Source organism: Haloarcula amylovorans (assembly GCF_004681185.1).
Lineage (GTDB): Archaea > Halobacteriota > Halobacteria > Halobacteriales > Haloarculaceae > Haloarcula > Haloarcula amylovorans.
The window spans coordinates 885,234-898,610 of record NZ_SRIF01000001.1 but is presented as its reverse complement, the minus strand read 5'-3'; the positions used below and the strand labels follow the sequence as shown (position 1 = coordinate 898,610).

The window sequence follows — 13,377 nt, the reverse complement described above, 5'->3', positions numbered from 1 at the left end:
GCGCGTTGGAAGTGTTTCCGGCAATGAGTCAATCGCGGGGCTATCTCGACGATAACCCCGAACTCGAGTCCGCCCTGGACTGGGTACAGGAGTGGTACCATATCCCAGCCCTCGTGGTGCTGATCGGGTTCATGCTGTGGAATCGGGTTCGCAACTACTCGCAGTTCATCGTCGACGGCGAGGTACTGTTCAGCGCACAGGACCCCTGGTATCACTACCGCTCGACGATGTTCGTCGTCGAAAACTGGCCGGCGACGATGCCGTTCGATCCGTGGACCTACTTCCCCCACGGCACCCGTTCAGGCCAGTTCGGGACGCTGCTGGACCAGGTTGTCGCGACAATCGCGCTCGTCGTCGGACTCGGATCGCCGAGTGAGCAGACCGTTGGCCTCGTCGCCATCCTCGCTCCGGCGGTCATCGGCACGCTCGCGGCCATCCCAGTGTACTTCATCGGCCGCCGCCTCGGCGGTCGCCTCGGCGGCGTCACCGCCGTCGTCGTCCTCGCGCTCTCCGCGGGCGTGTTCCTCCAGCGAAGCCTCGTCGGGACGTACGACCACCAGGTCGCAGAAGGGTTCCTCCAGACGCTCGCGGTGCTGGGCGTGATGGTCGCACTCAGCGTCGCGGAGCGTGAGAAACCCATCTACGAGCAGTTCCTCGAACGCGACGTCGCAGCTCTCCGAGACACCGTCGGCTACTCGCTACTGGCCGGGTTCGGCATTACGCTGTACCTCTGGACGTGGCCCCCGGGCGTCCTCCTCCTCGGTATCCTCGGTGCCTTTTTCCTCCTGTGGCTCACGATGGAGTTCGTCCGCGGAAAGAGTCCGGAACACGTCGCAATTGCTGGCGCGATAATGATGGGAGCGGTGACGGTGTTCGAACTGGCCGTCATCAAGACGCTCTCGATCACCGCGACGGATCACTCACTGTTGCAGCCGCTGATGGCCGTCGCGATCGGCACTGGCTGCCTGTTCATGGCGTGGCTGGCCCGTTACATGGAGGCAGAAGATTACGACCGCAACCTCTATCCGGTGACGGTCGGTGGCATCCTCCTCGTCATCACGGTCGCGATGGCGGTGCTGACGCCGAACCTCCTGAGCTACATCGTCGATCAGATCCTTCGCGTCGTCGGCTTCACGTCGAGTCCGTCAGCGACCCAGACCTCCGTCGGCGAGGCGACGCCGCTTCGAAATCCCCTTCGCCTCTATCAGTACCATGGGCTCGCGCTGTTCGTCGCGATTGCCGGGGCAATCTACATCGCCGCGAAGCAGTTCTTCGACCGCGACCCCCCGGCAGAGCAGTTCCTGATGGTCGTCTGGGGCGCGTTCATCCTCGCGGCCTCCTTCACGCAGATTCGCTTCGGCGTTTACCTGGTCTTCCCCGTCGCCGCCCTGACTGGATTCGCTATCGCCCGCATCGTCAGCTGGGTCGACCTCTCGGCCGACGACGGCGTCGAGGTGTACGAGGTGTTGACCGTCATCGTCCTCGTGTTCACCGTCATCGGACCGCTGCTGTTCGTTGCCCCGACGGCCACCGGAGTCGGCGGGTCGGCCGCCCCGGGACAGGAGGCACAGGGCTGGAACGACGGGCTCGACTGGATGGCAGAACACACGCCGGAAGAGGGGACCTACGGAACCGGCGGTGAACAATCTCTAGAGCAATACGGCACCTACCAGATCCGAGAGGACTACGACTATCAGGAAGGCGAGTACGGCGTGATGTCGTGGTGGGACTATGGCCACATGATAACCGTTGAGGGCGAACGCATCCCGAACGCCAACCCCTTCCAACAGGGGTCGACCACCGCCGCGAACTTCCTTCTCGCGCCCAACGAGTCACAGGCGAACGACGTCCTCGAAAATACGGACGAGGACGACGCGAAGACGCGCTACGTCGCGGCCGACTGGAAGATGGCCAGCGTCAACAGCCAGTACGGCGGGAAGTTCTTCGCGCCGCCTCGCTTCTACGATGTCTCGAACGTCTCCGCGCGCGACTACTACCAGCCGATCACGAGCAGGCAGACCGGCCAGCAGTTCAACTACCGCACGCAGGCGTACTACAACACCACCGTCGTCCGGCTCTACCGGTATCACGGCAGCGCCGTCGAACCGCAACCGGTCGTCCTCGACTGGGAAATCGCGACGCAGAACGGCCGCAGCGTCGCAGCGACGCCGTCCGACGGGCAGCCCATCAAGACCTTCAGATCGATGGAACAGGCGCGGACGTACGTGCAGAACGACTCGACGTCACAGGTCGGTGGCTTCGGGAGTCTCCCCAGCGAGCGCGTCCCGGCGATGGAAAACTACCGCTACGTCGGGTCCAGCGAGCGCAGCGCCTACTCGTCCGATAGCTTCAACTACGCCACCCTCATCGAGGCACAGAGCGTCGGGTTCGCACCGCGACCCGCCGGTAATCAGAGCTGTTTCGCCAACGAGACCTCGATGCCGGTCGGCGAGCAGGAGTACTGCATGGCCGACGGCATCGCCGACGCCATGAACAAGAACAACCCCGCGTGGACCAAAATATTCGAGCGGGTCCCCGGCGCGACGGTCGAGGGGACCGGTCCTGCGAACACGACGGTCACAGCGTCGGTCCAGATGCGTAACCACGAGACCAACGAGACGTTCGTCTACCGCCAGCAGGCCCGGACGGATTCGAACGGGAACTTCGAGATGACGCTACCCTACTCGACGACCGGCTACGACCAGTGGGGCACCGAGGAAGGCTACACGAACGTCAGCGTCCGCGCCGAGGGACCGTATCAGTTCAGCACGCCGGGAACCTTCCAGAACAACACCATCTCCCGGTGGACGGCGACGGCCGACGTGAACGAGGGACAGGTCGTCGGCGAGAACCAATCGCCAGTGACGGTCGAACTGGAAGAGACCAGTCAGGACATCAACGTCGACAACGGGTCATCGAGTAACGGAACGTCCGGCGACTCGCTGAATCAGACGGCGAATGGCTCCGACGGCGGGTCGACGAACACCACGTCCGGTAGCGGCTCGTCGGGAACCGCGACGCCGGCACCCGGAACCGGTACGGCGACGGCCGAACCCGCGACCGAAGCGGCGACCGGGACCGAAACGGCGTAACTCCCCGCTGTCACACTGCAACATAGCGCTTTCTTTTTCCGAAGGGGTCTGGCTCCCTCAGCCCGATTCGTCCGGTTCGACCGCGCTCGCTCGCCAGTCGCCGAATCGGTCGAGGAGGTCGGCCTCCTCGAAGCGTTCGATACACGGCACGTCGTAGGGGTGCAGTGATTCTATTCTGTCGGCGAGTTCGGGATACCGGTCGTCGGTCGTCTTCGCCAGCAGAATCACTTCACTCTCCTCGTGGACCGCGCCCTCCCAGCGGTAGACGGAGTCACAGTCGAAGCGGTTGACGCAGGCCGCGAGGCGCTCGTCAACCAGGGTGCGTGCGATGTCACTCGCGGCGTCCGGCGGTGCGGTGATGTAGGCGGTCGGCATAGCCGACTCGATACGCGGACGTGAAAAGAACGTTCGGGCGGCTCTCGGTCGACTATCTGGGGAGGGGGTTGAACGCGCCGTTGATGTCCCACTCGTGGAGGCAGTGCGGGTTTCCGGCCAGTTTCTCTCCGTCTTCGACGGCGATGCGCCACGTCGTCTCCGTCGCGTCCCACACGTCCCGCCGACCACAGCACTCACACTCCCGTTCCGTGGGCGATACAATCCTTGCCATGATTGACCCAAACGCGTGAGCGGTTATCAGCGTGCCGGTCTCCAGGGTGAGCGTTTTATCCGTCGGCCCGCTACCTCGACGGGATGGGATTTCACACGTTCGACCCCGATCGCGCCGACCAACTGGAGGACCCGAGCCGCTACGAGTACGTCTCTGTCGACGAGTTGCTGGCGCTGTTCGACCCCGGCCCCGAGGACGTGGTCGCGGACCTCGGAAGTGGGACCGGCTTCTACACTGACGACGTGGCGGCCGCAGCGGGGACCGTCTACGCTCTCGACGTCCAGTCGGAGATGCACGACATTTACCGCGAGAAGGGGCTGCCCGAGAACGTCGTGCCGGTGACGGCGACGGTGGACGCGATGCCCATCGACGAGCCGCTGGACGCGGTGTTCTCGACGATGACGTTCCACGAGTTCGCCACGCCCGAGGCGATGGAAGCCGTCGCCGACGCCCTCAAGCCGGGCGGACGAGTCGGGTTCGCCGACTGGACGCGGAACGGCAAGGGAACCGACGGCCCGCCGGTCGAGGAGCGCTACGCCGCGGCTGACGCCGTCGAGCTGTGCGAGGCGGTCGGGATCGAGGTCCACCGGGCCGAAGACCGTCGCGAGACGTTCGTTCTCGAAGGATCGCTCTAGAAGTCCGGCAGGTCGCCCGCGTCTACCTCGTCGGCTTCCCAGTCGAGGTAGTCGTCAGCCAGGACGTCACAGACGACCTGTCCGAGTTCGGTGAGCGAGGCGTTGATCGACGAGACCGTCTCCCAGGACTGGATGTCCGGGTGGATGTCCCGTTCGCGCCAGTTCTCCGGCAGGCCCGGCGCGTGGTAGCCGACACGGCCGGCGAAGGAGTCCCAGAAGAAGTCGAACTCCTCGATGAGGTCGAGATCGGTGACGACATCCCAGTCCGCCTCGTCCAGACTCGTCTCGGCCGCCCACGACTCGAAGGCGTCAGCCCATGCGCCGTCGTCCAGGGCCTCGGCGAGTTCGTCGCGACGGTACTCGTCGCCTTCGACGGTCACGTCGTCGTACTCCTCGGCGTCTATCGCGCTTTCGAGTTTGGGCCGGTCGGGCGTCGCCACATCGAGTGTCATGGGCCGTCTTCGCCGCCGACCGTGAAAAACCTCAGCGCTCGCCGTCGAGGGCCGCCTCCTGCAGTGCCTCTCCTCGTTCGGAATTGACGGTGAGCGCCGGCACTTCCATCGGGTCGCCTGCTTCGTCGACGGCGACGTAGACAGAATAGGACTCTGTGGTCGGCTCGCGCTCACCGGTCCGGGGATCCTCCCGGGCCGCCTTCAATCGGACTTTGACGCTGGTCGCCCCGGCGTCGTAGACGTACGCCTCGACGAGCGCCGTCTCACCGATTTGGATCGGACGTTTGAAATTCACCTGATCCATGCGGGCGGTGACACAGCTCTCGCTGGCAAAGCGCATCGCGGCCATCCCGCCGAGTTCGTCCATCCACTTCAGGACGTTCCCGCCGTGGGTCGTCCCGAGGTGGTTGGCGTGGTTCGGCTGGACCATCCAGCGGTTCTCAAGATACGTCTCCAGCAGTTCCGGCATACCGATTTCTGTCCGGCCCAGCTAATTGAGTGTATCGGGGAGCAGTCCGTCGTTCATACGGAATGTTGTAGATTATTTCCGGATAGCGCCGATCCGGGTCGGCGCGTACCGATAAATCGCTACACCAATCCGTATCAGGCCGTGATGTACTGTGCTTCCCAGTCCTGTCGGGCGTCGAGTTCGCGCTCGCCCCGGCGTGTCAGTGTATAGAAGTTGGTCCGTCGGTCGAGTTCACCCTTCTCGATGAGTCCCTTCTCGACGAGCGTATCGAGGTTCGGGTACAGTCGCCCGTGGTTGACCTCGCTCTCGTAGTAGTCTTCGAGTTCGTCCTTGATGGCGAGGCCGTGCGGTTCGTCCAGCCCCGCGATGACGTACAGCAGGTCGCGTTGAAAGCCAGTCAGATCGTGCATGGTTCCCGCTCGTCTCGTCGGACTCCGCACATATCACTATTGCTAAACAGGAGGTGAGTAGATAACCTACAGGTAATCTTCCGTTGTCGTGTAGTTACCACCCTTCGAACCTGCAAAATAACAGTGAAAACGACCGTCTGTCAGAAGAACGTGTAGCTCTATTGAATATTCTACCACTCGATAGCCAGCCAACAGAGCGAGCGTGTCGCCGACCCGACAACGGTAAAGGAAACGCCCGTGTACCCCGGATTGATGACTGAACACGCGGCGTCGGCGGGCGACGATCCTCCGCGACCCTCGGGCGAGGGGTCCGTCACCGTCGTCGGGACCGCCCACGTTTCAGAACACAGCGTCGAAGAAGTCGAGACGAGCATCGAAGAGACTCGGCCCGACATCGTCGCGGTCGAACTCGACGAGGGCCGGTACAAGCAGATGCAGGGCGAGGCTCCTGACGACCTCGACGCCGGCGACCTGCTGCGTGGCAACACTGTCTTTCAGTTCCTCGCGTACTGGATGCTGTCGTACATCCAGACACGACTCGGCGATCGATTCGATATCGAGCCGGGCGCGGACATGAAAGCCGCTATCGACAAGGCTGAGGAACTCGGGCTGGGGGTCGCCCTCGTCGACCGCGACATCCAGACGACCGTCCAACGGTTCTGGGCGCGCCTGTCTTTCACGGAGAAGATTACACTCGTCGGCAGCCTCGCAGCCGAGATGGGCCCACCGTTGACCGTCGGCCTCACCATCGGCGCGACGGTCGGTGCGGGAATCGCCATCGTCGCTGGTGCCTTCGGCGGGCCTTTCATCGTCCCGTCGGGACTCCTCGGTGGCGTCCTACCCGCTGGCATCGCCAGCACCGTCACCGGCCTGCTCGATACGCTCCTCCTCGTCGTCGGCGCGAGCCTCCTCGTCGGCCTGCCCATCGCGGCGCTACTCACGCGGTTCCACAGCGGGACCGACGACGTAGAGGAGTTCGACATCGAGCAACTGACCGAGACGGACGTCGTCAGCGCGATGATGGAGGAGTTCCGGCAGTTCTCCCCAGGCGGTGCCGAGGCGCTCATCGACGAACGCGACGCCTTCATCGCGCATCGCTTGGTCGGTCTCCGTGAGGCGGGCTACGATGTCCTCGCCGTCGTCGGTGCTGGCCACCGAGCGGGCATCGAACACTACCTCGAACATCCCGAGGAACTGCCGCCACTGGAGTCGCTCACCGGCACCGATGGCGGCCGACGAATCTCGCTGTATCAGGTCGTCGGTTACGGCATCGGCCTCGTCTTTCTGGTCTTCTTCGGCCTGCTGATACTCGGCGGTGCGAGTCAGGCGGTCCTCCTCGAACTGTTCGTCGCGCTGGTCGTCGTCAACGCCGTCTTCGCCGGCGGCCTGGCGAAAGTCGCCGGGTCACACTGGTCCAGCGCCATCGTCGCGGGGGCATTCGGCTGGCTGACGAGCCTGTTTCCGCTGCTCGCGGCCGGTTGGTTCGCCGGCTACGTCGAACTGCGCTACATCTCGGTCAACGTCGGCGACATCGCCCGACTCAACGAGATTCTCGGCGACGAGCAAGCGCCGATTATGGACCTCCTCGCGCGGATGCGCACCGTTCCGCTGTTCCGTCTCATCCTCATCGTCGCGCTGACCAACATCGGTAGCGCCGTTGCCTCCTACGTCGTCTTCCCGGCGTTATTGCCCTACCTCGCCGCAGACATCGGCGGAATGCAGGGCGTGACTGCCCTCCTCTGGGAGGGGATCAACCGCGGCACGCAGATACTCGTGGGGGCGGTGTAATGGGACTCAGCTTCAGTCGGCAGGAGCTTCGTGACCTGCTCATCGCGTGGCTGGCGCTCGGGCTGGCGTTCACCCTGCTCTTACAACCGCAGTTCCGGTCGGCACTGCTCGGGCAGGTCGGCGACCTCACGCTCGCCGCCGTCGCCTCGACACTCGTCGTTAGCCTGCTGACCGTCGGCGTCGGCTTCCTGCTCCACGAGCTGGCCCACAAGGTTGTCGCGGTGCGCTTCGGACAGGTCGCGGCGTTTCGCGCGGACTACCGCATGCTCGGGTTCGCCATCGTCGGCGCGCTGGTCGGCTTCCTCTTTGCCGCACCCGGGGCCGTCGTCCACCGGGGCCGCATCAGCGCGAAGGAGAACGGCCTCATCGCGCTCGCCGGGCCGGTAACGAATCTCCTGTTAGCCGTCGTCTTCCTCGTCCCGTTCGTCGCCATCCTGCTCTCGGGCAGTGATAGCGGCTTCCTCTGGGAAGTCGCCTACCGCGGTCTCCAGATCAACCTCCTGCTCGCCGGGTTCAACATGCTCCCCTTCGGCCCGCTGGACGGCCGAAAGGTACGAGCGTGGAGTAATCTCGTCTTCTTCGTCGTCGCCGTCCCGTCGATTCTGCTCGCGTTCGGCGCGCTGTTCGTCCTCCCCTTCTGAACGCGGGCGAACGATGCGCTTTTGCCCGCGCCGCGTGCCTCCTCTGGTATGACTGACGACGACGCCTCGGCCGAGGACGCCGAGGAGACGGAGGGACTGACCTACGCCGAAACCGGCGTCGACATCGACGCAAGCGAGGCGGCGACGAAGGCGCTCATCGGTGCGGCCGGCGAGTTCGAGGGCGACTACGCCGGTCTCGTCGACATCGGCGACCAGTATCTCGCGCTGGCAACCGACGGTGTCGGGACGAAGTTGCTCGTCGCCGAGGCCATCGACGACTACTCGACTATCGGCATCGACTGCATGGCGATGAACGCTAACGACCTGCTGGCCGCGGGCGTCGAACCCGTCGCATTCGTGGACTATCTCGCCGTCGAGAATCCCGACGAGGAGACCAGCGAGGAGATCGGAGCGGGCCTGAAGACCGGGGCCGAACAGGCCGGCGTCGCCCTCGTCGGCGGCGAGACGGCGGTGATGCCCGACGTCATCAAGGGACTGGACATCGCCGGGACCTGCGCCGGTCTCGCGCCGAAAGACGCTGTCTTCCCCGGGGAAGCCGAGGCCGGCGACGTAATCGTCGGGTGGCCCTCCTCGGGCGTCCACTCGAACGGTCTGACACTGGCCCGTGAAGCAGTCACCCGAAACCACGACTACAGCGACCCATTCCCGCACAATCCTGACGTGACTATCGCCGAGGAACTGCTGACGCCCACCCGCATCTACAGCGAAGTCCTGACCCCGCTACGGGATGCCGAGACTCATGCCGCGGCCCACGTCACCGGCGGCGGCTGGACGAACCTCGCGCGGATGGGCGAGTTCCGCTACGAGATTACCGACGCCTTCGACCCCCAACCCATCTTCGAGTTCGTTCAGGAGGAGGGCGACGTGGACGACGAGGAGATGCATCGGACGTTCAACATGGGTACTGGGTTCGTCGCAGCACTTCCGGAAGACGGCGCCGAGACTGTCGTGGAAGCATCCGCTGATGCACGAGTTATCGGGCACGTCGAAGAAGGCGACGGGGCGGTCGCGGTTCGCGGCCTCGAACTCGATAGCTAACTCAGGCAGAAAGTGGGTCGTCGGCCTGTTCGTTGGCGGCGTTCTCGTTTTCTGCGATGCGCAACTGCATCGCTTGGCGCAGGTGATACAATGTCGTCTCGTCCTCGGCCGTGGCGAGTGCCGCTTCGAGATGAAAGTCTAACGAAGTGTCCGTCGGTGGCATGTCTCGACTGCTACTCCAGCGACGACCGGTATATAATACTGGGACCGTTCTCACGATTAGGGCGCGTTTACGGCGGAGAAAAGGCCGTTTTCACCCATCTTCAAAGGAGAGTATGAGGGATGGGAGCGCGTACCACCAGTTAGCTCACGGTCCGGGCGATGTCGGCCTCCGTGATAACGCCGACCGTCTCGCCGTCCTCGACGACCATCACAGCGGCGTTGTGGTTGAGATACGCATCCACCTCGTCGATGGTCGCGTCGGGTTCGACAGTGGCGATTGACTCGTGCATCACCTCGGCGACGGGGAGTTCGCCGACATTCTCCTCCGGCCGCTGGCGGATGTCGGAGTTGCCGATGAGTCCCTGCGGCGCGCCGTCGCGGATGACCGGAACCTGCGAGTACCCCTTCTCGTCCATCAGTTGCTTGCTCTCGTGGACGGAGTCGTCGGGCGCGACGCCGATGACCGGCGAGTTCATGACATCGCGTGCTCGGACGATCCCGCCTTCGGCCTCGTCGAGCGCGTTGACGATGCGTCGCAGCGTCGAGAGCCGCGGGTCCACGTCGCCACCCTCGATACGAGCGATGAGCGGTTGGGAGACGTCGGCACGCTCGGCCAGTTCGCTCTGGGTCAGGTCGAGTTCGTTTCGCCGCTCCCGCAAGTCGTCGGGCGTGGGTAAGTCCATGACCCACGATAACTATAGGTAATACAAAAAGCCACCGGCTCGATACGGCGGCCGTTTGCCTCGTTCAGGCTTGGGCTTCGCTCTCGTCGTCCTCCTCGGTTTCGAAGACCTCGATGACCTTCAGCGGAACGTCACGGAGGGCACCGCCGATCTCGCTCTTGGCGATGCGCTGAGCGTGTTCGGTCGATTCGGCGTTGAACACGTCCATCTCCAGTACCAATCCGACGAGGGCGGTATCGGCCGCGATGAACGCTGAGTCGAACGGTTCGCCGCAGGCGGGGCAACCGGTCGCGCCGACTTCCACCTCGACGTAGTCCATCTCGGCTTCGTTGAGGCGCTTGCCGGCTTCGCTCACCGCGACGCCGATGGCGTCGTCGATGTCGTCTACGTCACGGACCAACCAGGCTGCTTCCATCGCCACCAGGTAGTTCATACGAAGAGCCTCACGGCCTGGCTACTCGTTTGTTTTGATTCGCGTCCGCTGCGCACGTCACCGTTACTATCGTCATAAGTTACGAGAACGCCGAGCCATTCCAATGCTCCAGTTACGCCCGTTCGGCCGGGCTACTCTCATTGAGTTGTCTTTTCTTCAACTTTGGTTTAATCGCCAGACTGCGGCGTGGTTATCTATCACGAACGTCGTTGCATGTTTGTGAGTTGTGCAGAAAGTATTTATACGGGTGTCTCCCTGCCAGCTATCGAGGGACGATGGAATCCCGACTGTACTCCGCAACGCTGCTCGTGCTGTATCAACTCACGCTGCTCGCCGGCATCGTGCTACTACCCCTAGCGATGGTCACCGAACGCTTCGGTCTGCGCCTCCCGATCGACCGGGCGGTAACGGGGCTCAGCGACGCCTACGAAGAGGCACGAGCGTAGACGAAAGTGGCCGGAGGCGGTCAGCCTCACCACAAAAAGAGGTTTTATCAGCGCCGGAGTGATACGGAACGGTAATGAGAGACACGACTCCCGACTTCTCACGCCCCCAGACGGCCGACGAGTTCCAGACTGACCCTTACGAGCCGGAAGTGGGGTCGCTGCCCGAACAGAGCAGCCGTGACGACGAGAAGGTCAACAAGACCGGGACGACGACCATCGGTATCACGACCAGCGAGGGCGTCGTCATCGCCACGGACATGCGAGCGTCGCTGGGCGGCCGCTTCGTCTCGAATAAGAACGTCCAGAAGGTCGAGCAGATTCACCCGACAGCGGCGCTGACCTTAGTCGGTAGCGTCGGCGGTGCCCAGTCCTTTATCCGCTCGCTGCGCGCCGAGGTCAACCTCTACGAGGCCCGCCGCGGCGAGGAGATGAGCATGCAGGCGCTCTCGACGCTCGCGGGCAACTTCGCCCGCGGCGGTCCCTTCTTCGCCATCAACCCGATTCTCGGCGGCGTCGACAGCGAGGGCCACCACGTCTACTCGATCGACCCCGCTGGCGGCGTCATGAAAGACGACTACACCGTCACCGGCTCGGGGCTCACCGTCGCCTACGGGACGCTCGAAGACCGCTACGAGGACGACATGAGCAACGAGGAGGCCCGCGAAGTCGCCGCCGCCTCGATCAAGGCCGCCGCCGAGCGCGACACCGGCTCCGGGAACGGCATCTTCCTCGCCGATATCACGAGCGACGGCGTCGACATTCAGGGGTACGACTTCGACGAACTACTCTAGACCACCTTTTTCTTCGTCGGGTTTCCTCGGCCGCCTTCGGCGGCCTGTGGGAACCCTCCTCGAAAAACGCGGGTGAAAAAGGCCGGAATCGCCGCCGGCGATTCCGGTGACCCTCGCTCACTCCGTTCGCTCGGATGCTCTCCCGCATATCAACGCTCGACAGCCACACGCCTCCCCAACCGACTGCGTTGCTCGCGTCGCTGCGCTACTCGTCCCTCGCACGTACCAAGGGGACGCTCGCGGGGTCGCTTCGCTCGCGTCCCCGTGGGTGCGCGCCACTGCTCTATTCGTCCAGAGAGCGGGAGAACTATACAGGAACCGGCCCGAGTGACGGATATGAACCTGTTCGGGACTGCCGGAATCCGTGGGGACGTCGTCGAGCGAGTGACCCCCGAACTCGCGCTTCGAGTGGGGCGGGCGGCAGGCCGTGACGCCGGGGAGTTCGTGCTCGGTCACGACGGGCGGGTGAGTTCGCCGGCGCTGGCCGCGGCGCTGACCGCCGGGTTGGAGAGCGCCGGAGCCGATGTCGTGTCGGTCGGACAGGTCCCGACGCCCGCGCTGGCCTACGCCTCTCGGGGTCGCCGAGGCGTGATGGTGACGGCGAGTCACAACCCGCCGACGGATAACGGCATCAAGCTGTTCGAGGACGGGCAGGAGTACGACGGCGACGCGGAGGGCCGAATCGAGGACCGGATGACCGACGGCGACGACCCAACGGCGTGGGGCGAGTGGGGTCAGCCGAGACGAACCGACGTGCTCCCGGCGTACCGCGAGGCGGTCGCCGAGTACGCGCGAGGGCACGGCGCTGACCCCGAGGGCCTGACGGTGGCCGTCGACTGCGGCAACGGGATGGCCGGCGTCGCCACGCCGCAGGTCCTCAGCGCGCTGGGTGCCGACGTCCGCGCGACCGAAGCCAACGTCGACGGCTACTTCCCGGCCAGAGGGAGCAAGCCGACGGCCGAGACCCTCTCGAAGTTCCGGTCGTTCGTCGCCGCGACGGATGTCGACTTCGGCATCGGACAGGACGGCGACGCCGACAGGCTCGTCGTCGTGAACGGCGACGGCGACGTGGTCCACGAGGACACGATTCTGGCGATGCTCGCCGAACACTACGTCCGAGCGTCGGCCGCCGCCGACCCAGTAGTCGTCACGACGCCCAACGCGTCGGGACGCATCGACGAGCGAGTCGCGGCGGCGGGCGGGCGCGTCGAGCGCGTCCATCTGGGCGCGCTCCACGAGGGCGTCGCCCGCGAACGAGCGGCCGGCGACGCGGATACGGTAGTCGTCTTCGCCGCCGAACCGTGGAAACACCTCCACACGGCTTTCGGCGGCTGGATCGACGGCGTCGTCAGCGCCGCGGTCCTCACGCGACTGTTCGCCGCAGAGTCGCTGGAGGACCGACGGAAAACAGTCACGGAGCGCCCCTACCGAAAGATCAGCGTCGACTGTCCCGACGAACGGAAAGCCGAAGCGATGGTCCGCATCGGGGAGACGCTCCCGGACGCGTTCCCCGAGGCGAGCGTCTCGACGACCTACGGCGTCCGACTCTCCTTTCCAGACGACTCGTGGACGCTCGTCCGACCGAGCGGCACCGAGCCGTACGTGCGAATCTACGCCGAGAGCGACGACGTGGACGAACTCGTCGCCGAGGTTCGGACCGTCGTCGAGGCGGCCATCGAGTTCGCCGAATAGCGACAGTAAAACCGCCG

Annotated in this window: 16 protein-coding genes; 8 read left to right on the top strand and 8 right to left on the bottom strand. The window is 64.5% G+C overall.

Annotation, left to right across the window (positions count from 1 at the left end; all coding sequences use genetic code 11):
- Positions 1-23: 23 nt before the first annotated feature.
- Positions 24-3,092 carry an oligosaccharyl transferase, archaeosortase A system-associated gene (locus tag E4S61_RS04640; RefSeq protein ID WP_135302722.1) on the top strand — a complete coding sequence of 1,023 codons (3,069 nt, stop codon included), beginning with the start codon at positions 24-26 and terminating at the stop codon, positions 3,090-3,092.
- A 57-nt stretch (positions 3,093-3,149) separates the two neighbouring features.
- Here the strand turns inward: E4S61_RS04640 and cutA are convergent, their stop codons facing one another.
- Together cutA and E4S61_RS04630 are read right to left on the bottom strand one after the other, a co-directional pair.
- Entirely contained in the window at positions 3,150-3,467 is a 318-nt protein-coding gene (gene cutA, locus E4S61_RS04635; RefSeq protein WP_135302721.1) for a divalent-cation tolerance protein CutA, read from the bottom strand.
- Between the two features lie 52 nt (positions 3,468-3,519).
- A complete protein-coding gene (locus E4S61_RS04630; protein WP_135302720.1) occupies positions 3,520-3,699 on the bottom strand; it encodes an HEWD family protein in 180 nt (59 codons plus the stop codon).
- Between the two features lie 83 nt (positions 3,700-3,782).
- Here E4S61_RS04630 and E4S61_RS04625 point away from each other — a divergent pair, with 83 nt between their 5' ends.
- The gene (locus E4S61_RS04625) at positions 3,783-4,334 is read left to right on the top strand and encodes a class I SAM-dependent methyltransferase (RefSeq protein ID WP_135302719.1); all 552 of its coding nucleotides are present in this window, start codon (positions 3,783-3,785) and stop codon (positions 4,332-4,334) included.
- Here the strand turns inward: E4S61_RS04625 and E4S61_RS04620 are convergent.
- From E4S61_RS04620 to E4S61_RS04610, 3 genes are all read right to left on the bottom strand, one after another.
- Complete coding sequence (locus E4S61_RS04620) at positions 4,331-4,786, bottom strand: hypothetical protein (protein ID WP_135302718.1); 456 nt, start codon at positions 4,784-4,786, stop codon at positions 4,331-4,333. The genes E4S61_RS04625 and E4S61_RS04620 overlap by 4 nt on opposite strands.
- Positions 4,787-4,817: 31 nt before the next feature.
- Complete coding sequence (locus tag E4S61_RS04615; protein WP_135302717.1) at positions 4,818-5,255, bottom strand: acyl-CoA thioesterase; 438 nt, start codon at positions 5,253-5,255, stop codon at positions 4,818-4,820.
- Between the two features lie 134 nt (positions 5,256-5,389).
- The gene (locus tag E4S61_RS04610) at positions 5,390-5,665 is read right to left on the bottom strand and encodes a PadR family transcriptional regulator (RefSeq protein ID WP_135302716.1); all 276 of its coding nucleotides are present in this window, start codon (positions 5,663-5,665) and stop codon (positions 5,390-5,392) included.
- 252 nt (positions 5,666-5,917) lie between these two features.
- Between E4S61_RS04610 and E4S61_RS04605 the strand changes: the two genes are divergently transcribed.
- The 3 genes from E4S61_RS04605 to purM are packed head-to-tail and all read left to right on the top strand — an operon-like array spanning position 5,918 to position 9,153.
- Complete coding sequence (locus E4S61_RS04605; protein WP_135302715.1) at positions 5,918-7,453, top strand: TraB/GumN family protein; 1,536 nt, start codon at positions 5,918-5,920, stop codon at positions 7,451-7,453.
- Entirely contained in the window at positions 7,453-8,094 is a 642-nt protein-coding gene (locus tag E4S61_RS04600) for a zinc metalloprotease (protein ID WP_135302714.1), read from the top strand. Before E4S61_RS04605 ends, E4S61_RS04600 begins: the two co-directional genes overlap by 1 nt.
- 48 nt (positions 8,095-8,142) lie before the next feature.
- The gene (gene purM, locus E4S61_RS04595) at positions 8,143-9,153 is read left to right on the top strand and encodes a phosphoribosylformylglycinamidine cyclo-ligase (RefSeq protein ID WP_135302713.1); all 1,011 of its coding nucleotides are present in this window, start codon (positions 8,143-8,145) and stop codon (positions 9,151-9,153) included.
- Position 9,154: 1 nt separating this feature from the next.
- Here the strand turns inward: purM and E4S61_RS25250 are convergent, their stop codons facing one another.
- The 3 genes from E4S61_RS25250 to E4S61_RS04585 all read right to left on the bottom strand — a co-directional run bounded on the left by E4S61_RS25250 (position 9,155) and on the right by E4S61_RS04585 (position 10,431).
- A complete protein-coding gene (locus E4S61_RS25250; RefSeq protein WP_167768416.1) occupies positions 9,155-9,316 on the bottom strand; it encodes a hypothetical protein in 162 nt (53 codons plus the stop codon).
- A gap of 139 nt (positions 9,317-9,455) precedes the next feature.
- Positions 9,456-9,998, bottom strand: a complete 543-nt coding sequence (locus E4S61_RS04590) for a CBS domain-containing protein (protein WP_135302712.1) — start codon at positions 9,996-9,998, stop codon at positions 9,456-9,458.
- Positions 9,999-10,062: 64 nt separating this feature from the next.
- A complete protein-coding gene (locus tag E4S61_RS04585) occupies positions 10,063-10,431 on the bottom strand; it encodes a DUF555 domain-containing protein (protein WP_135302711.1) in 369 nt (122 codons plus the stop codon).
- 275 nt (positions 10,432-10,706) lie between these two features.
- Here E4S61_RS04585 and E4S61_RS25245 point away from each other — a divergent pair, with 275 nt between their 5' ends.
- The 3 genes from E4S61_RS25245 (at position 10,707) to E4S61_RS04575 (ending at position 13,360) form a co-directional block, all read left to right on the top strand.
- Complete coding sequence (locus E4S61_RS25245; RefSeq protein ID WP_167768415.1) at positions 10,707-10,877, top strand: hypothetical protein; 171 nt, start codon at positions 10,707-10,709, stop codon at positions 10,875-10,877.
- 74 nt (positions 10,878-10,951) lie between these two features.
- On the top strand, positions 10,952-11,668 hold the full coding sequence (gene psmB, locus E4S61_RS04580; protein ID WP_135302710.1) for an archaeal proteasome endopeptidase complex subunit beta: 717 nt from the start codon (positions 10,952-10,954) through the stop codon (positions 11,666-11,668).
- 336 nt (positions 11,669-12,004) lie between these two features.
- Complete coding sequence (locus E4S61_RS04575; protein ID WP_135302709.1) at positions 12,005-13,360, top strand: phosphohexomutase domain-containing protein; 1,356 nt, start codon at positions 12,005-12,007, stop codon at positions 13,358-13,360.
- The last annotated feature ends 17 nt before the right edge of the window (positions 13,361-13,377 follow it).

Excerpts from the sequence above, each read along its gene's own strand:
- E4S61_RS04640 (WP_135302722.1), top strand. The coding sequence starts at position 24 with ATGAGTCAATCGCGGGGCTATCTCGACGATAACCCCGAACTCGAGTCC.
- cutA (WP_135302721.1), bottom strand. The coding sequence starts at position 3,467 with ATGCCGACCGCCTACATCACCGCACCGCCGGACGCCGCGAGTGACATC.
- E4S61_RS04630 (WP_135302720.1), bottom strand. The coding sequence starts at position 3,699 with ATGGCAAGGATTGTATCGCCCACGGAACGGGAGTGTGAGTGCTGTGGT.
- E4S61_RS04625 (WP_135302719.1), top strand. The coding sequence starts at position 3,783 with ATGGGATTTCACACGTTCGACCCCGATCGCGCCGACCAACTGGAGGAC.
- E4S61_RS04620 (WP_135302718.1), bottom strand. The coding sequence starts at position 4,786 with ATGACACTCGATGTGGCGACGCCCGACCGGCCCAAACTCGAAAGCGCG.
- E4S61_RS04615 (WP_135302717.1), bottom strand. The coding sequence starts at position 5,255 with ATGCCGGAACTGCTGGAGACGTATCTTGAGAACCGCTGGATGGTCCAG.
- E4S61_RS04610 (WP_135302716.1), bottom strand. The coding sequence starts at position 5,665 with ATGCACGATCTGACTGGCTTTCAACGCGACCTGCTGTACGTCATCGCG.
- E4S61_RS04605 (WP_135302715.1), top strand. The coding sequence starts at position 5,918 with ATGACTGAACACGCGGCGTCGGCGGGCGACGATCCTCCGCGACCCTCG.
- E4S61_RS04600 (WP_135302714.1), top strand. The coding sequence starts at position 7,453 with ATGGGACTCAGCTTCAGTCGGCAGGAGCTTCGTGACCTGCTCATCGCG.
- purM (WP_135302713.1), top strand. The coding sequence starts at position 8,143 with ATGACTGACGACGACGCCTCGGCCGAGGACGCCGAGGAGACGGAGGGA.
- E4S61_RS25250 (WP_167768416.1), bottom strand. The coding sequence starts at position 9,316 with ATGCCACCGACGGACACTTCGTTAGACTTTCATCTCGAAGCGGCACTC.
- E4S61_RS04590 (WP_135302712.1), bottom strand. The coding sequence starts at position 9,998 with ATGGACTTACCCACGCCCGACGACTTGCGGGAGCGGCGAAACGAACTC.
- E4S61_RS04585 (WP_135302711.1), bottom strand. The coding sequence starts at position 10,431 with ATGAACTACCTGGTGGCGATGGAAGCAGCCTGGTTGGTCCGTGACGTA.
- E4S61_RS25245 (WP_167768415.1), top strand. The coding sequence starts at position 10,707 with ATGGAATCCCGACTGTACTCCGCAACGCTGCTCGTGCTGTATCAACTC.
- psmB (WP_135302710.1), top strand. The coding sequence starts at position 10,952 with ATGAGAGACACGACTCCCGACTTCTCACGCCCCCAGACGGCCGACGAG.
- E4S61_RS04575 (WP_135302709.1), top strand. The coding sequence starts at position 12,005 with ATGAACCTGTTCGGGACTGCCGGAATCCGTGGGGACGTCGTCGAGCGA.